Source organism: Cupriavidus sp. FW305-3-2-15-C-LB2 (assembly GCF_058787575.1).
Genome location: NZ_JBYSZW010000005.1, coordinates 92119 through 109310, shown reverse-complemented (window position 1 = coordinate 109310; position 17192 = coordinate 92119). Strand labels below are relative to the sequence as shown.

General features: G+C 64.6%; 16 protein-coding genes and 2 pseudogenes. 11 read left to right on the top strand and 7 right to left on the bottom strand.

Going from position 1 to position 17192, the window contains the following annotated elements; translation table 11 throughout:
* Nucleotides 1–24: 24 nt before the first annotated feature.
* Nucleotides 25–1338: a histidinol dehydrogenase gene (gene hisD, locus AC3WRR_RS06205; RefSeq protein ID WP_492296442.1), complete on the bottom strand. Its 1314-nt coding sequence runs from the start codon at nt 1336–1338 to the stop codon at nt 25–27.
* Nucleotides 1339–1458: 120 nt separating this feature from the next.
* Between hisD and hisN the strand changes: the two genes are divergently transcribed.
* The 6 genes from hisN to AC3WRR_RS06175 all read left to right on the top strand — a co-directional run bounded on the left by hisN (nt 1459) and on the right by AC3WRR_RS06175 (nt 7866).
* The gene (gene hisN, locus AC3WRR_RS06200; RefSeq protein ID WP_010811831.1) at nt 1459–2250 is read left to right on the top strand and encodes a histidinol-phosphatase; all 792 of its coding nucleotides are present in this window, start codon (nt 1459–1461) and stop codon (nt 2248–2250) included.
* A 115-nt stretch (nt 2251–2365) separates the two neighbouring features.
* Nucleotides 2366–3073 carry a GntR family transcriptional regulator gene (locus AC3WRR_RS06195; protein ID WP_439671719.1) on the top strand — a complete coding sequence of 236 codons (708 nt, stop codon included), beginning with the start codon at nt 2366–2368 and terminating at the stop codon, nt 3071–3073.
* A gap of 39 nt (nt 3074–3112) precedes the next feature.
* The gene (locus AC3WRR_RS06190) at nt 3113–4135 is read left to right on the top strand and encodes a tripartite tricarboxylate transporter substrate binding protein (RefSeq protein WP_439671720.1); all 1023 of its coding nucleotides are present in this window, start codon (nt 3113–3115) and stop codon (nt 4133–4135) included.
* 17 nt (nt 4136–4152) lie between these two features.
* A complete protein-coding gene (locus tag AC3WRR_RS06185; protein ID WP_492296439.1) occupies nt 4153–5853 on the top strand; it encodes a thiamine pyrophosphate-binding protein in 1701 nt (566 codons plus the stop codon).
* Nucleotides 5850–7478, top strand: a complete 1629-nt coding sequence (locus tag AC3WRR_RS06180; RefSeq protein ID WP_010811835.1) for a GMC family oxidoreductase — start codon at nt 5850–5852, stop codon at nt 7476–7478. The genes AC3WRR_RS06185 and AC3WRR_RS06180 overlap by 4 nt, the downstream gene beginning before the upstream one ends.
* A 10-nt stretch (nt 7479–7488) precedes the next feature.
* A complete protein-coding gene (locus tag AC3WRR_RS06175; protein WP_010811836.1) occupies nt 7489–7866 on the top strand; it encodes a carboxymuconolactone decarboxylase family protein in 378 nt (125 codons plus the stop codon).
* 12 nt (nt 7867–7878) lie between these two features.
* On the opposite strand, the pseudogene AC3WRR_RS06170 reads toward AC3WRR_RS06175, so the two are convergent.
* Nucleotides 7879–8805 (bottom strand): annotated as a pseudogene (locus AC3WRR_RS06170) (LysR substrate-binding domain-containing protein).
* 114 nt (nt 8806–8919) lie between these two features.
* Here AC3WRR_RS06170 and AC3WRR_RS06165 point away from each other — a divergent pair.
* From AC3WRR_RS06165 to AC3WRR_RS06145, 5 genes are all read left to right on the top strand, one after another.
* Nucleotides 8920–9243: a MoaF-related domain-containing protein gene (locus AC3WRR_RS06165; protein WP_058698407.1), complete on the top strand. Its 324-nt coding sequence runs from the start codon at nt 8920–8922 to the stop codon at nt 9241–9243.
* A gap of 153 nt (nt 9244–9396) precedes the next feature.
* Nucleotides 9397–10203 (top strand): 2,5-didehydrogluconate reductase DkgB, encoded by an 807-nt coding sequence (dkgB, locus tag AC3WRR_RS06160; RefSeq protein WP_010811840.1) that lies wholly within the window; start codon nt 9397–9399, stop codon nt 10201–10203.
* A gap of 92 nt (nt 10204–10295) precedes the next feature.
* Complete coding sequence (locus tag AC3WRR_RS06155) at nt 10296–11411, top strand: alkene reductase (protein WP_010811841.1); 1116 nt, start codon at nt 10296–10298, stop codon at nt 11409–11411.
* Nucleotides 11412–11431: 20 nt separating this feature from the next.
* Nucleotides 11432–12373, top strand: coding sequence for a cyclase family protein (locus AC3WRR_RS06150; protein ID WP_058698409.1), 942 nt, complete (start codon nt 11432–11434; stop codon nt 12371–12373).
* The gene (locus AC3WRR_RS06145; RefSeq protein WP_010811843.1) at nt 12370–12711 is read left to right on the top strand and encodes a MoaF-related domain-containing protein; all 342 of its coding nucleotides are present in this window, start codon (nt 12370–12372) and stop codon (nt 12709–12711) included. The genes AC3WRR_RS06150 and AC3WRR_RS06145 overlap by 4 nt, the downstream gene beginning before the upstream one ends.
* A 423-nt stretch (nt 12712–13134) precedes the next feature.
* Here AC3WRR_RS06145 and AC3WRR_RS06140 read toward each other — a convergent pair whose 3' ends face one another.
* The 5 genes and pseudogenes from AC3WRR_RS06140 to AC3WRR_RS06120 all read right to left on the bottom strand — a co-directional run.
* Nucleotides 13135–14094 (bottom strand): tripartite tricarboxylate transporter substrate binding protein, encoded by a 960-nt coding sequence (locus AC3WRR_RS06140; protein ID WP_010811844.1) that lies wholly within the window; start codon nt 14092–14094, stop codon nt 13135–13137.
* A gap of 204 nt (nt 14095–14298) precedes the next feature.
* Nucleotides 14299–15256 (bottom strand): annotated as a pseudogene (locus AC3WRR_RS06135) (fumarylacetoacetate hydrolase family protein); the annotation flags it as partial.
* The gene (locus AC3WRR_RS06130; protein ID WP_143010746.1) at nt 15256–15450 is read right to left on the bottom strand and encodes a hypothetical protein; all 195 of its coding nucleotides are present in this window, start codon (nt 15448–15450) and stop codon (nt 15256–15258) included. The pseudogene AC3WRR_RS06135 and the gene AC3WRR_RS06130, both read right to left, overlap by 1 nt.
* Before the next feature lie 95 nt (nt 15451–15545).
* Nucleotides 15546–16334, bottom strand: a complete 789-nt coding sequence (locus AC3WRR_RS06125; RefSeq protein ID WP_010811846.1) for an SDR family oxidoreductase — start codon at nt 16332–16334, stop codon at nt 15546–15548.
* A 112-nt stretch (nt 16335–16446) separates the two neighbouring features.
* The coding region (locus AC3WRR_RS06120) for an iron-containing alcohol dehydrogenase (RefSeq protein ID WP_492296435.1) at nt 16447–17192 on the bottom strand (746 nt) is incomplete at its 5' end.

The following is a 17192-nucleotide window of genomic DNA, read 5'->3' as shown; positions in this document are numbered from 1 at the left end:
TTCTGCCGATTGAGATCGCGCTTCTCACGCGCCGGTTTTCACCGCCCAGTCAGGCCTGGTGCCTTTGGCACGGGCAACACGCACGTCCCCCGATCGCGCATGCCCTTCGAAATTCTCGGCACGTGATGCGCGCGCGCACAGCTCCCCCATTGCGGCGCTTGCTTCCAGCGAAGCGATTTCCTGGTACGTCACTGTCTTCAGGAACTTCCCCACCCAAAGCCCGCCGGTGTAACGGCTGGCGAGGCGGGTCGGCAGAACGTGATTGGTACCGATGACCTTGTCGCCGAAGGACACGCAGGTATTCTCCCCCATGAACAGAGCGCCATAGGTTGTCAGCTTTTCGAGCGCGTACCGGGGGGTCCTGGTCAGCACCTGGACGTGCTCGCTGCCGTAGCGATCGGATACGGCAAAGGCCTCTTCGATGGTGTCCGTAATGATGATCTCACCGAAATCGCGCCATGCGGCCTGGGCCACCTCTCGCGTCACCAGGTTTGACATCTGGGCATCCATTTCCTTGAGTACGACCTCGCCCAAAGCCCGCGACGTCGTGACCAGCACTGCCGGTGAATCGGGACCGTGCTCGGCCTGGCTGATCAGATCCGTGGCGACGATGAACGGATCCGCGGATTCGTCCGCGATGATGAGCACCTCGGTGGGGCCCGCGAACAAATCGATTCCGACTTCACCGAAAAGCTGGCGTTTCGCTTCCGCCACGTAGGCGTTGCCCGGGCCTGCGAGCATGTCGACGCGCTGCATCGTTTCCGTACCAATGGCCATGGCGCCAACGGCTTGCACCCCGCCCAACAGATAGATTTCATCGGCACCGGCGTAATGTGCGGCGGCCACGGAGGCATAAGGAATTTCACCGAGATTCGGCGGCGTGCAGGCGATGACGCGCTTGACCCCCGCAACTTTGGCCGTCGTGATAATCATGTGTGCCGACGCCAGCAGCGGATAGCGCCCGCCGGGGATATACGCCCCGACCGAGTTGATTGGGATGTTTTTCTGTCCGAGCACGATGCCAGGCTGGACCTCGGATTCGAAATCCGTGATGGACGCGCGCTGGAGTTGGGCGAAGCGCTGCACGTTGGCCTGGGCCTGGCGAATATCGGCCAGGGTTTGCGCTGGCAGTTGGGCGATGGCAGCTTCAATCTGCTCGGGCGTCAGACGGAACGACGCCGGGTCCCACTTATCGAATTTCACGGACAGATCGCGCACTGCCGCGTCGCCGCGGCTCCGAATGCCGCGCAGCGCGTCTTCCACGACTTGCCGTACCTGCGGCGACGAGGTCTCGGCGGCACCATATTGGATGGCAGGGGATTTGAGGTGGTATTCCATGTTGACGATCTCCTTGTTGCCCGGCTTTCGCGACATGCGTCGAGCAGTGCGTCGGAGCATAGAATTCACCGCAGCATTAGACAATCACTGATGATATTATGCTTTTCATAATCTAATCTTATGGGTGAAAAGGTGGACACTGATTCGCTTCAAGAGCTGATTGCATTGGCTGAGGAGCTGGCTAACGCCGCGCGGTCAAAGGCAAGACACTACTTTCGATCTGGCGTGGCAGTCTCGACCAAATCGGACGCCAGCCCCGTCACCCAGGCCGACAGGGAGATTGAGTCGGAATTGCGATCCATGATCGCAAGCCGCTACCCAGGGCACGGCGTATTCGGCGAGGAGCATGGCGGCTCGATTGAAGCGGGGCTGAGCTGGGTAATCGATCCCATTGACGGCACCAAGAGCTTCGTCTGCGGTGTGCCGCTGTTCGGTTCCCTGATTGCCCTTCTCAATCACGGCAAGCCGGTTCTGGGCGTCCTGGAAATGCCTGCGCTCGGCGAGCGCTGGATCGGACATTCCGGGCGAACCACGCTGAACGGAACTGAAGCGCGCGTGAGTTCATGCACGTCGATAGGAGAGGCTCGACTCTTTGCCACATCGCCGGACATGTTTTCCGGCCCGGATGCGGAAGCGTTCGCTGCGCTCAGTCGCAAGGTCGGCATGCGCAGATTTGGTACGGATTGCTATGCGTACGGGCTGCTCGCATCGGGGCATTGCGACCTGGTGGTTGAAGCCAGTCTAAAGACTTACGACGTGATGGCGCTTGTGCCCGTGATAGAAAACGCGGGCGGCGTTGTGACCGACTGGGACGGGCATCCAATCGACATGGATTTTTCGGGCCGTATTGTGGCGGCGTCGACCCCTGCACTGCATGAGCAGGCGCTGGCGCTGCTGAAGCACGCTGATTGACCATCCGACGCCAGGTGTACAGGTGTGAAGCCCAGTGTCATGGAGTGGAACGAACGCGCCTGAACGCGGCAATTCCTGCGACAATGTCGACATTCGACATTTGATCATCGGGGCTATGCAAACCAAATTCGAGCCGCAACTGCTGCAGACCTTGCCGCTGCAGATCGCGGAGCAATTGGTGCAATCGATCATGACTGGCAGTTTCTCGCCAGGCACGCGGCTGCGTGAAGTCGAGCTGGCCGAGGCATTCGGCGTCAGCCGGGCAACGATTCGCGAGGCGCTGCGCCTGCTGGAGCAGCGGGGACTGGTGAAGATCCAGCCGCAACGGGGCGCGCACGTCACTCAGTTGTCGGCACAGGAACTGAACGATCTGTATGAAGTGCGCGCCTCGCTGCTGGCCACGGGCTCGGCGCTTGCCGCCGGGCGCTGCACGCCCGAGCACATTCCTGTGCTGCACAGGTCGCTTGACCAAATGGCAGCGGTCATCGATGACCTGTCCCGCTATGCCACGCTGAGTGGTGAGCTGGTGGCCTACATCATGGACATGTCCGGTAATGTGGTGCTGGCGGCATATGTCGCCGACTTCGCCCAGCGCATCGGCCGCTATATCCGCATGGGACTGACGACGCCCGAGCGGCGCGCCGCGTCGATGGCGATGTGGCGGCAGATTGTCGACGCCATCATTGCCGGAGACGGCGAGGCCGCCGGTGCGGCACACCGCAAGCTGGCGCTGGAAAACCGCGACGCGGCGATGGCAGAGTTCGCCAGGCTCGAATCCAGTCCTTCGCCGGCGGCGTTTCCAGTCACAGTGACAGCGTCCTGATCTTCCTTGCGCACGCGATGCGCGTTTGCTAAAGTTCAAATGTCGACATTTGAAATGACAACACCGGAGACAACGTCCATGATGCTTCAGCGAACCCGAGCTGTTGCGGTCGCGCTGCTCTGCGCGCTCGGCGCAACCATCGCGGCGGCGCAGCCTGACACCAAGCTGCTGCCCGCCAAGCCTGTCCGGATCATCGTGCCTTTTTCTGCCGGCGCACTGACCGACATCATTGCCCGCATCTATGCCGAAAAGCTGACGCCCAGGCTCGGCCAGCCTGTCCTGGTGGAGAACCGCCCCGGGGCGGGCGGTGTGGTGGCGTCCCAAATGGTGTTGAAGGCGCCTGCGGACGGGTCTTCGATCCTGTTCGTCTCATCGGCGCATGCGGTCAATCCGGCGCTGCAGAACAACCTGCCATACGACACGCTGCACGATTTCTCAGGCCTTGCCTTGCTCGCCTCGTCACCCTCGGTGATCGTCGTCAATGCCAACCACCCGGCCAAGACCTTGCCGCAGTTCATTGCCATGGCCAAGCGCAAGCCGGAGAGCATGAGCTACGGCTCCGCCGGGGTCGGTGCGGCCACGCATCTGGCTGGGGAATATTTCAACCAGGAAGCCGGCATCAAGATGCTGCATGTCCCCTACAAGGGCGTGCAGGAAGCCGTCGCGGAAGTGGTCGGCGGCCGGCTCGACGCCGCCTTCCCGCCGGTCGCGCTCGCGCTGCCGTTCACGCGTTCGGGCCAGCTGCGCGCGCTTGCCGTGACCAGCTCCGAGCGCTCGCCGATGCTGCCGGACGTGCCGACGGTGCAGGAGCTCGGCATTGCCAGGTTCGACTACAGCATCTGGTACGCGCTGGTCATGTCGTCGAAAGCGCCGAAGCCGGTGATGGAAATGCTTGCCGGCGAAATGCGGGCGGTGTCCGACCTTCCCGACGTCCGTGAAAAGCTCCTCTCGCAGGGCCTGGTCACGCAGCAGCTCACGCTTGCCGATTTCGACCGCTTCATCAAGGCGGATATCAAGAAAATGGACCGCATCGTCAAATCGAGCGGCGCCAAGGTTGAATAAACAAGGAGACCCTTTACATGAGCGCAATCACTGGCGGCCAGGCCGTTGTCGAATCCCTCCGGATCGAAGGCACCTCGCATGTATTCGGCTTGATCGGCTCCGCCGGCATGGAGATCTTCGACGCGCTATACGATGCCGATTCGATTCGCTTCATCGGAGTGCGCGATGAAAGGACCGGCGTGCATATGGCGGACGGCTTTGCCCGCGCGTCCGGACAGGCCGGCGTATTCCTCGCTGGCCAGAATGGCCCCGGTGCCACCAATCTGGTGACTGGCCTGGCGCAGGCGTACGCCGCTTATTCACCCGTGGTGGCGCTTGCCGGTTCGCTGTCTTCCGCCCACATCTACCGCGATGCTTTTCAGGAGGTGGACCAGCAGGCGCTGTTCCGCCCGGTGACCAAGAAGACCTGGACCCTGACGCAGTCCTCGCGCATTGCCGAGATGATGCGCGAGGCCTTCCGCACGGCCCTGAGCCCGCGCCGGGGTCCGGTGCTGCTGAACCTGCCGCGCGACCTGTTGGCCGAAACCATCGAGTCTGGCGCCACTGCCTATGCGCCGGATGGCCGCCAGTTTGACGGCGCCTTCGGTGCGCCGAGGGGCGTGACGGAGCGTGCCGCACAATGGCTGCGCGGGGCCAAAAAGCCGTTGATCGTTGCCGGTGGCGGCGTCAAGAATGGCCGCCACGCCGCGAGCGTGCTCAAGCTGGCCGAATTGCTGAATGCTCCCGTAGCGATGTCGCCGGGTCATGGCGATGCCATCCCGTGTTCGCATCCGCTCTATGCAGGCCAGATGGGCCCGCGCGGCAACGTGGTCGCGTCCGATCTCGCGCGCCAGGCTGATGTCATCCTGGCGCTCGGCACGCGCCTGGGATTCAACACGACGTTCTATTCAGCGGAGAATATCAACGCGGCGGCCGCCATTATCCAGGTCGAGGTCGAGCCGACCGCGATTGGCCGCTTCTTCCCCGTGGAGGAGGGAATCCTCGGCGATGCCGGCACGGCAGCCGACGACATTGCAAACGCCCTGCGAGGTCACCAGCCGGGCGCCGACGTTGCGGCCTGGACGACCGGGTTTGCCGAGCGCCGCCGCGCGTTGCTGGAAACACGCGACATCGAAGCCGGCACCGCGCAGGATCCGCTGCAGCCCGGCTTTCTGTTCAAGACCTTGCGCGATGTGCTGCCACAGGACGCCATGTTCACGATGGACGCGGGCACCCTGTGCCTGCAGGCTACCGACCAGCTCAACTATTTCCAGCCACCCGCGCTGTTCACGCCGCTCGACTTCGGACTGGTGGGATTCTCATATGCATGCGGCCTCGGCGTGAAGCTCGCTCACCCGGGCCGCACGGTGGTCAGCCTGATGGGCGACGGCGGCTTTGGCATGACCAGCAGCGAGATCGGCACGGCCGTGGCGAACGGCATCAACACGGTCTGCATCGTCATGAACAACGGCTGCTGGGGCGCGGAAAAGGCTTATCAGCGCGACTTCTTCGGCAAACGTTACCTTGGCGCGGACGTGCCCAACCCGCCGTATGACAAACTGGCCGAGCTTTGGGGGGCGAAAGGATTCCGCGTCGACCGCGCCGCGGACCTGGCGCGAACCGTCGCGGATGCCGTCGCCTGCGGCCAGCCCGCCATCGTCGACGTGCAGGTCGATCCGAACGCGCTCTACAGCTTCCGGCGCGATTCCTTCAAGCATCGTGCTACGGGTGCGAAATGAGCCGCGAGGATTTCGATTTCATCGTGGTCGGGGCCGGCTCGGCCGGCTGCGTGGTCGCCGCGCGGCTGACGGAAAGCGGCAAGCACCGCGTGCTGCTGCTGGAGGGCGGCGGCAAGGACAACCATGTGTGGATCCATATCCCGCTGGGGGTGGGCAAACTGCTGACGAACGACACCTACGCATGGCGCTTCCAGACCGAGCCGCAGCAGTACATGCAAGGCCAGAACATCTACTGGCCGCGCGGCAAGGTTTTGGGCGGTTCCAGCGCACTGAATGGCATGGCCTACGTCTGGGGCGATCCGGCCGAGTACGACAGCTGGGCCAGCCAGGGCGTCACCGGCTGGAGCGCCAGCGACGTGCTGCCGTACTTCAGAAAGCTCGAGTCGACCGAGTACAGCGCCAATCCGCTGCGGGGCAGGGACGGGCCGATCCGCATCACGGACCGCGCCGTGCGCGAGCCCGACCAGATCTCCGATGCATGGATCGCCGCCTGTAAGAGCCAGGGCATCCGCGAGACGCTGGACTACAACGCGGTCAGCTACGAAGGCGTGCGCTATCTTGAGCAGACCGCCTACAACGGCCGCCGCTGGAGTGCCGCCGTGGGTTACCTGAAGGACGCGCAGCGGCGCAGCAACCTCGTGATCCGTACGCACGCGGTAGTCAGCCGCGTGATCGTCGAAGGCGGGCGTTGCACCGGGGTCGAGTACACCTGGCAAGGCCGCCGCCACGTAACCAATGCGCGCTGCGAGGTAGTCGTGAGCGCGGGCGCGATCCAGTCGCCGCAGATCCTGGAGTTGTCGGGCATCGGCCAGCGCGCCCATCTGGAAAAGCTGGGCATTCCGGTCCGGTGCGATTTGCCAGCGGTGGGCGAGAATATGTCCGACCATCTGCAGGTCCGCTGTACCTACCGGACGCGTATTCCGGAAACCATCAATGACCTGATGAACAGCCCGTGGCACAAGATGCGCGCGGGACTCAAGTACCTGCTGCAGCGCAAGGGACTGCTTGCGGGAACGTCTTCCACGGCGCACGCCATCACGCGGTCCTCGCCGCAGGCGATGCATCCGGATGTGATGATCCGCATCTACCACATCAGCGGCGCGGACCGTTACTCCCGCAGCAAGATCGCCGGCATGGACCGGTGGTCGGGCTTCTCCGTGGGCGGCTTCATGCTGTATCCGTTCTCGCGCGGCAACATCCACTGCATGTCGGCCGATCCGACCGCGGCGCCGGCGATCCAGCCCAACTACTTCGCGGACGAGCGGGACCGGCGCACCACCGTCAACATGCTGCGCCTGATCCGCGAGGTCGCCGATCAGCCGACGATGCGCGACATCGTCATCGAGGAGAACCGGCCCGGACCGGCCGTCACGAGCGACGAGGAACTGCTCGACTACGCCAGGCAGATCGGGCAGACCGCATGGCATACGGTCGGCACCTGCCGCATGGGGACGCCCGACAGCTCCGTGGTCGATTCCCGGCTGCGCGTGCATGGCATCGCGGGCCTGCGTGTCGCCGACGCCTCGGTGATGCCAACGATCGCCTCATCCAATACCAATGCGCCGGCCATGATGATCGGCGAGCGGGCGTCGGAGCTGTTGCTGGCCCAGGCAAATCACTGGTAGGAGACGCGGCATGACCGAAACCGAGCGTATTCCGACCCCGTTGTGCGAGGAGCATATCGCGCGGGGTGACTGGAACGTCCTGTGGGACCAGATGCGCGAACTTGACCCTGAGTTCATGGAAGCCTATCTGGCGTTCCGCAGCGTGCCGCACCGCAAGGGCCCGCTGCCCCCGAAGGTCAAGGAGCTGATCATGGTCGCCATCAACGCGGCGACCACCCACTTGTATGCCCCCGGCGCGCGCAGGCATATGCGCAATGCCATCCGGCATGGCGCCACGCGGGAAGAAATTCTCGAGGTGCTGCAACTCACCACCGTGATGGGTATTCACTCCTGCAATATGGCCATCCCGATCCTGATGGAGGAGATCGAAGCCGCGCGGCAGTCCTGAGATTCCGCGATATCACCGATCCGTCCACGTCGCCGCCCCGCGCGCGGGGCTCCTGCTGCCGAGCACCTCGATCAGATACTCGACGAACGACGCGATCCGTGACGAGATTGCCGTGTTGCGGTAGTAGACCGCATGCACCGGCTGCCGCACGTCCTGCGTGTGGCGCGCAAGGACCTGCACCAGGCGCCCGGACTCGCGATCCTGCGCGGTCATGAAATCCGACAGGCAGACGATGCCTGCCCCGTCGAGCGCAAGTTGCCTGAGCGTCTCTCCGCTCGACAACCACAGGGCCGGCGCGATCCGGTACGGTTCGCCGTCCGCGCCAAGTACCGGTCACACGTTCAGCGACTCGGGCTGGTTGAAGCCGAGCAGGGCATGCCTGCCAAGGTCCTCGGCCTTGCGCGGCTGGCCATGTGTGTCGAGATAGGCGGGGGTGGCGAGAATGCGCACCCGGCTGTTGCCGATCAGCCGGCTGTGCAGCGTCGAATCCTTCAGGCGGTCGATCCGGATCGCCACGTCGGTGCGCCGCTCGAGCAGGTCGATGATGCCTTCATTGCTGTTCATCTCCAGTTCCACCTGCCGATAGCGCTCGCGATAGCCGCGCACGAGCGGCAACGATCACGTGCAGCATGAACGGCGTCGCGGCGTCGACCCGCAGGCGTCCATACGGCTTCTCGCGCCGCGCCAGCATCTGTTCTTCGGCGCTTTCGACCGAGTCGATGATTGCCCGCGCGTTCTGCAGGAATGCCCGGCCTTCCTCGGTCAATTCGAGGCGGCGCGTGGTCCGGCGAAGCAGCGTGGTCTTCAGCTTTTCCTGAGCCGCGCGAGCGTGCGGCTGGTGGCCGACACGGTCAGGTCCAGCTGCTGCGCGGCGGCGGTGATCGAGCCGGTGTCAACCACCGTCGCAAACGCCTGGGGTTCGTCGAGCGTGATGTTCATTGTTGATCTGAAATCAAGACAGTTTGGTTTATAGACCACTTTTTTGGCAATAGTAAAGCGGGCACACTGATGGCCCATCGCTTCCTAATTTCACGCCTTCGCAGGAAACCGTCCATGAACGCACCGACCCATCGCCCACCGTTTGCCGGCAAGACGTTCGAAGTCCGCTACGCCGGGCTGACCGCGATCAACGCCTATGCCGAAGACGGCATCCACATGCGCTACGAGATCACCGAAGGCGATTTCGCCGGTGCCACGGGCGAAGTCGCCTACACGTGGCAGCACGTTGCCGGCGAGATCTATGCGATCTCATGGCAGGAAGCCGACCGGGCCACGGTCGTCCACCTCGACGACTTTGCCGCCGGCACTTCGCGTTCGTTCTTCACCGCGCCGTCGCTGGACTTCTACCGGCTGGAAGGCAGCCTGCGCGCCCTCTGAACGGCGCCCTTGAACGGATTTAAAGCCCGTTCCGGGCGGCATCAATACTTGATTTGAAATCAAATATTTTTGTCCAGTAACGGCGTTTATTTCATCAGTTTCCGCCGGCAGAATCTCCTCCAGATCAAACCGGTCCCTTCCAAGGAGCACACCATGCGCAATATCCCCGCTTTCGGCCTCGGCACGTTCCGCCTGCAAGGCCAGGTTGTCATCGACTCGGTCCGCAACGGCCTCGAACTCGGCTACCGGGCGATCGACACTGCCCAGATCTACGGCAACGAAGCGGAAGTGGGCGAGGCGATCGCCGCTTCCGGCGTGCACCGCGACGACCTTTTCCTGACGACGAAGATCTGGGTCGACAACTACGCCAAGGACAAGCTCGTGCCCAGCCTCGAGGAAAGCCTGGCGAAGCTGCGCACGGACTACGTCGACCTGACCCTGATCCACTGGCCGGCCCCCGGCAACGGCGTGCCGCTCGAGGCCTACATGACCGCGCTCGCCGAGGCGAAGGAGAAAGGCCTGACGCAGCAGATCGGCATCTCGAACTTCAACATCGAACTGACAAAGCAGGCGATCGCCGCGGTCGGCAAGGACGCGATCGCGACGAACCAGATCGAGCTGAGCCCCTATCTGCAGGGCCGCAAGCTGGTTGACTTCCTGCAGCGCGAGGGTATCCACGTCACGTCGTACATGACGCTGGCGTATGGCAAGGTGCTCGGTGACCCGGTGATCGGCGCGATCGCGCAGCGGCACCAGGCGACGCCGGCCCAGGTCGTGCTGGCCTGGGCGCTGCATCTCGGCTTGTCGGTGATCCCGTCGTCCACCAAGCGCGAGAACCTCGCCAGCAACCTGCTCGCGCAGACGCTGCGCCTGAGCGACGAAGACATGGCGCAGATCGCCGCGCTCGAGCGCAACGGCCGCGAAGTCAGCCCCGACGGCCTCGCGCCGCAATGGGACTGAACGCGCAGCGACCCTTTTTCGACTCTTTTTCGACCCGTCTTTCATCGATCCCTCCGCGGCCAGCAGGCCGCGGATCCGACAGGACACGCACCATGACCCAGGATCCGCTGTTCCAATCGCTTCAACTCGGCGGGCTGACGCTGCCGAACCGCGTCGTAATGCCACCGATGACGCGCTCGCGCGCCAGCCAGCCCGGCGACGAGGCCAACGAGCTGATGGCCGCGTACTACGCGCAGCGCGCGGGCGCCGGCCTGATCGTCAGCGAAGGCACCTACATCGCGCCGCTCGGCAAGGGCTATGCATGGACTCCCGGCATCCACACGCCGGCGCAGGTGGCCGGATGGCGCAAGGTGACCGATGCCGTGCACTCGGTGGGCGGCCACATCTTCGCGCAGCTCTGGCACGTGGGCCGGCTGAGCCACGCGAGCCTGCTTGGCGGGCAACAGCCCGTGTCGTCGTCGCCGATCCAGGCGCAGGGCGTGAACGTGTTCATCGCCGGCGAGGACGGCAGCACGCCCGGCTTCGTCCAGGCCTCCGCGCCGCGCGCGCTGACCGCCGACGAGATCCGCGAAGTCGTGGACCAGTACCGCGCCGGCGCGCGCAACGCCATCGATGCGGGCTTTGACGGCGTCGAGCTGCACGGCGCGAACGGCTACCTCGTGAACCAGTTCATCGACTCGAATGCCAACACGCGCACGGACGCATACGGCGGGTCGCTGGAAAACCGCTTGCGTTTCCTTGGTGAAGTCGCGCAGGCGCTGATCGCAGGCACGGGCGACGCGTCGCGCGTCGGCATCCGTCTCGCGCCGCTGACCACGCTGAACGGCTGCGTCGACGACGATCCCGAAACCACGTACCTTGCCGCGGCCAGGCTGCTCGGTGAACTCGGCGTCGGCTACCTCCACGTCGCGGAAGCGGACTGGGACGATGCGCCGCTGATGCCGGCGGCATTCAAGCGCAAGCTGCGCGAAGCATTCCCCGGCGTGCTGATCTATGCGGGCAAGTACACCGCGGAACGCGCGCGCGAAGCGATTTCGGCGGGCTGGGCCGACCTGGTCGCCTTTGGCCGTCCGTTTGTCGCGAACCCGGACCTGCCCGAGCGCCTACGCGTTAGCGCGCCGCTCGCGCAGCATGACCGCGGCACGCTCTTCGGTGGCGGTGCGCAAGGCCTGACCGACTACCCAACGCTGGCCGAAGCCGCAGCCTGAACGGGACCCGGAGATCGATGATGAAGACGACTTTCGCGAAACTTGCGCTGGCCGCCATGCTGCCGCTTGCCATGCACGCTGCCTCCGCAGCGGACTGGTATCCGTCCGCCTATGGTCCGAACGACGAAATCGGCGCGGCGAACCTGCTGACCCCCGATGTGGTCAGGCAGGCCGTCACGCTGGTGAAGTCTGGCAAGACATATCCGCTGGCCGTGCCCGTGCACAAGGAGCTGCCCGCGTTCCGCCACCGTAGCTTCCGGCTCTACAACGTGCAGGTGGGCCAGCAGGGTGGAAAGTCGCTGGGGCCCAACAAGTTCACCTTCAACGATGAACTCGTGAATGCCTGGACGGGTGTCGGCACGCAGCTCAACGGCATCGGCCACATTGGCATCGACAATGTCTACTACAACGGGAACAAGGCGGAGGATTTCGTCACCGTCGACGGCGTGAAGAAACTCGGGGTCGAGAAGGTGCCGCCGATCGTCACGCGCGGCGTGGTACTCGACATGACCGCGCACTATGGCAAGGCGATCGTCCCGGGCGGTACCGAGTTCACCGTCGCCGACATCCAGGCAGTGCTGAAGAGGGAAGGCCTCACCCTCCGGAAGGGCGACGTGGTGCTGTTCAACACCGGCTGGCTGGAACTGGTCGGCAAGGACAACCAGCAGTTCCTGGAAGCAGAGCCGGGCATCGGCATGGAAGCCGCGCAGTGGCTGGCCAACCAGGGCATTGTGGCCTTCGGCGGCGACACCTGGGCGTCTGAGGTCTACCCGAACCCGCACAGCAAGGAAGAGTTTCCGATCAACCAGTACATGCTCGCCAGGCGCGGCATCTACAACCTGGAACTGATCGACAGCCGCGCACTCGTGCGCGACAAGGCGTGGGAGTTCCTGTTCGTACTCGGTCAGCCGCTGTACGTGGGTTCCACACAAGTCAACATCAATCCGGTGGCCATCCGATGAACACGAACACTCCCCAAAAGCCGCTCTTCGCCGGCCGCAGCTTCCGCGTCGACTACGACGGCCTGTCTGCACACAACATCTATTCCGAAGATGGCGAGTCGATCCGCTACGCCATCGTCGCCGGCCCCTACGCCGGGGCCACTGGCGAGGCGCGCTGCCAGTGGCAGCAGGTCTCGGAGGGTGTGTATGCCATCTCATGGCAGGAGGCCAACGGTGCGACCGTGGTGCATATCGACGATTTCGTCAACGGCCGGTCCATGGCGTTCTTCACTGCCGCCGACATGACCTTCTACCGGATGCAGGGACCGTTGACGGCGCTGAGTGGCACCGATGCCTGAAATGGCTCGGGCGAAGAGGAAAAAAAACATGCGTATTTCCGTACCTGCGAAACGCCGCCCTGTAGTCCTCGCTGGCGCATCCGGGCGTGGCCGCGGTCATCCCGGGCGCCAGCCGGCCGGAGTGCATCGCCGGGAATCTGGCGCTTGCCAGGGCGGAAATTCCCGCTGCGTTCCGGCAGGCATTGCGCGAGAAAGCATTGGGGTTCGGCAGGGCATAGCGGGAAAGGGCCGGGGCAGGGTGCCGCCCGGCCCTTTCCCGCTTTGGAGTGGTCGCGCCCGCCGCATTCAGGTCGGCTACCTGATTACCAACGAAATGGCCGGTACGTCTCTGGACCAGGTAGGGTGCGAGCAATTGCAGGGCATGCCTGCTGCGGCCCACCGGTCGCCATCGACCAACACCGTGGCGGGAGCGGGATACACCATTTATAGACTCTTCAGCTTCAGCTTTTGGACCAGCTCCTTGTAGAACGCATGGTCGTGGGCCATTACCGCGCCGAACGCGTCGCCATCGGCGTACGCATAGCCCATGTTCTGCTTGTCCAGCGCTTCGCGCAGGCTGGGCTCCTGCACGGCCTGCGCAGTCATCGTGCGCAAGGCGGACACGATCGCCGGCGGCGTGCCCTTGGGCACCCCCAAGCCGCGCCAGGTGCCGATCTGGATGTCCAGGCCGCGCTCCTTCAGCGTGGGCACGCTCTCGAAGCCCTTGATGCGCTGGTCCGACATCACGCCCAGCACGCGCAGCTTGCCGCCAGCGACATAGTTGTAGACTTCGGCCGCGCTGACGGTGATGGCCTCGATGTGGCCGCCCAACAGCGCCAGTGCGGCAGGGCTCGCACCGGCGAAGGGGATGTGGTTGAAGCGCACGCCGGTCTTGTTCTCGATCGCCGCCGCAGCCAGGTGCCAGGTTGAGCCGTTGCCGGAGTTGCCGATGCGGAAGTCGCTCTTCTTGGCGGCCGCGATGAACTCCTCCACTGTCTTCCAGGGCGCATCGGCGCGCACCGTGATTGCCGCCGGGTCGTAGTTCAGGCGCGCGATCGGCGTGAAATCCTGGTAGGTGATCTTCGTGAACCCCATGTTCGGCTGGGTCATGAGGTCGGTCGCCAGCAGCGCCATCTTATAACCGGGTTCTTTGCTGGTCAGGACATCGGCCCAGCCGATCGCGCCGGAGGCGCCCGGCTTGTTCATTACGATCAGCGGCTGCGCAAAATGCTTGCTCGCGGCCAGTGCGAAGGCGCGGCCCAGCACGTCGGTGCCGCCGCCGGCCGAGTAGGGCACGACCAGTTCGACCGGCTTGGTCGGGTAGGCGGCCTGTGCAAAGGCCGCCACGGGCAGCGCCGCGGCGCAGAACAGTCCGAGAAGGCGGCGTTGGAAGCAATGGATCATTGTCTTATCTCCTTTGGTTGATTTATTTAATGTGATTCGGTGCAAACAGGATCGCGCCGGCCGGCACTGTGGCGCGGGCATCCACCCTCCACGGCGTCCGGCCGGAGGTGGACGCGTCCATCAGAGCTTGCCTGTCGCCAGCAGCCCGCACCGTGCCAGATTGGCGATCAGGGCGCGCAGGCCGAAGGTCCAGGGCGCCGCCTATTGGTGCGCGGCGATTGCCTGGTCGACGATGTCCTGCGGCTCGCGGCTGATGAACGCCATGGAGTTCACGCCTTCCAGCACAAAGCCCTCGGGTCCGTCCACGCGCAGGTCGATCCTCTCCTGGCGCACGTCAGCCAGGCGCCAAAGCTGGCGTCGAACAGGCGCATGAAGGGGCCGATGGCGCAGGAGGCGTTGTTGTCCTTGGCCGTGGACAGCAGCAGGGCGCTGCGGCCTTCCAGGTCGCGCAGGTTGACGTCGTTGCCCAGCGTGGCGCCCACGATGCGGCCGCGACTGTCGATGCCAGCACCACTTCGGGCTCCGGGTTGTTCCAAGAGGAGTCGCTGCGGATGCCGATGTCGGCGCCGGTGCCCACCGACGAGAGCACCGGCGCCTTGGAGAACATCTCGGCATCGGGGCCGATGCCCACCTCCAGGTACTGGGACCACAGGCCCTGTTCCTCCAGAAGTGTTTTCAGCCGCATGGCCTGCTCGCTGCCCGGCTTGAGCGCGGCCAGGTCGGTGCCGATCTGGGCGACCACGCGGGCGCGCACTTCCTCGGCCTTAGCCGGGGCGCCATCGGCCTGCTCTTCGATCAGCCGCTCGATCAGGCTGGTGGCGAAGGTGACGCCCGCCGCCTTAATCACCTGCAGGTCGCAGGGCGCCAGGAAGAACGGCTTGCCGGCGTCGCGCTGCGACTCGTCGCTGTTGGCCAGGATATCCTCCAGGCTGCCGATTCGCTGGCCTGGGGCCTGTTGCACGCTGTGCGCCGGCTCGGGCTGCTCCATCCTCGTGGCCATGGTGGGGAATTCGGCACTGACGTCGAAGACGCCTTCTTCGCGCAGGGTCACCACGGACGGCCCCTGGACAGCGGGGCGCCAGACGCGCGCCACCAGCGTGCCGGCATAGCCGTCATCCGGCAAGAAGCGCCGGGCTCGTAGAGAAAGGGGAACGGACTTCATCACGGCGCAATGGGGCGGGCTGCGTCCGCAAGCTTCTTCATGTCGGTCATGCCGTAGTACCTCCTGTAGATCGGGGTGAACTTGGCTAGAGGGCGCGGCTCGCCCCACATGATGCTGATCGCGAGGTCGAAGGTGAGGATCACGAACTTCGACTCCCAGGACTTCTGCGGGCTTCTGGCGGAGATTTGGTTCACGTGAATTGCGCTGCAAATGACGCAGTTTTGGAGGTGCATCAACCAACAACCTGTTGAAGCCTCACCCCGTTCGTCGCAGCAGCTGACGGAGCGAATCAGAAGGTGCCAGGATAGGCACCGCCGTCAAGCAGGACGTTCTGGCCCGTGAAATAGCCGGCGTGCGCACTGCATAGGAGAGCGCAGAACGCGCCGAACTCTTCGGGCGATCCGAAACGCCCGGCCGGAATGAGTTGCCGCTTTGCCTCCAGCGCCGCGTCGTAGCTCTTGCCTTGCGCCTTCGCCGCGGCATCCGTCGATTGGCGCAGGCGGTCGGTGTCGAACAGCCCGGGCAGCAGATTGTTGATTGTCACGTTGCGTTCCGCGATGCGCTTCTGCCGGGCGATTCCAGCGATGAAACCGGTCAGGCCCGAGCGCGCACCGTTCGACAGCCCCAGCACGTCGATCGGCGCCTTCACGGCCCCGGACGTGATGTTGACGACGCGCCCGAAGCCGCGTTCGGCCATACCGTCGACGGTCGCCTTGATCAGTTCGATCGCCGTCAGCATGTTGGCGTCGAGCGCGGCAATCCAGTCTTCGCGCGACCAGTCGCGGAAGTCTCCCGGCGGCGGGCCGCCCGCGTTATTGACGAGTATGTCGAATCGCGGCGCGGCCGCGAGCGCCGCAGCGCGGCCCGCGCTTGTCGTGATGTCGCCGGCCACGGCCGTCACCGTGACAGCCGGATTGAGCTGCCGCAACGCCTGAGCGGTCGCTCCGAGGGCCTCGCTGCCGCGCGCCGTGATGACGACGTTCACGCCCTCGGCAACGAGCGCTTGCGCGCATCCCTTGCCAAGTCCCTTGCTTGCCGCGCAGACCAGCGCCCAGCGGCCCTTGATATTCAGATCCATCTGCCTTGCTCCTCGATTCCAACGATGGCCGGCCCGGCGGCAAGCCGCCGCCGGGCCGGAAAAGTTAATTAGCCGTCGCGGCCCTTCCTGTATCTGTATCGCGCGCGGCGTCTTACATGGATGCCTCGAGCATTGCGCTGTAATCGCTTTCGGAAGCCACGCGCGGATTGGTCTTGTGGCTATGGTCCTTGAGGGCCCCCCTGATGATGTCCGGGAACATTTCCCGCGTGACGCCCAATTGAGCGAGTCCCGTCGGCAAGCCGAGCCGCTCGGTCATTGCCCGTACTGACGGCGCCACGCCGGCACCGCTACCGAGGTCCATCGCCTTCGCCATGCGGTTGAGCTTGTCCTCGTCGCGCACTGACGGGGCATCCTTGTTGAAGTCGATCACCGCTGGCAGAAAAATCGCATTCAGCGTGCCATGATGCAGGCGCGGATTCATCCCGCCGAGCGAATGGCTCAGGCTGTGCACGCACCCAAGCCCCTTCTGGAACGCCAGCGCGCCCTGCATCGACGCGCTCATCATGTTCAGGCGGCCCGCACGGTCGTCGGGCTGATGCATCACGCGCTCGATGTGACGCCATGCGCGCCACAACCCGTCGAGCGCGATACCATCCGCCGGTGGATTGAATGCGGGCGACAGGAAGGTCTCGATGCAGTGCGCGATGGCGTCCATGCCGGTCGCCGCCGTCATTATCGGCGGCAGGCCCAGCGTCAGCGTCGGATCGCAGATCGCCACCTTGGGCACGACAAACGGCGAGATCACGCCGACTTTGCGGCCATCGTCCAGAATCAGGACCGCGCCCCGGCCCACTTCGCTGCCGGTGCCGGCTGTCGTCGGCACCGGCAGCGAAGTGG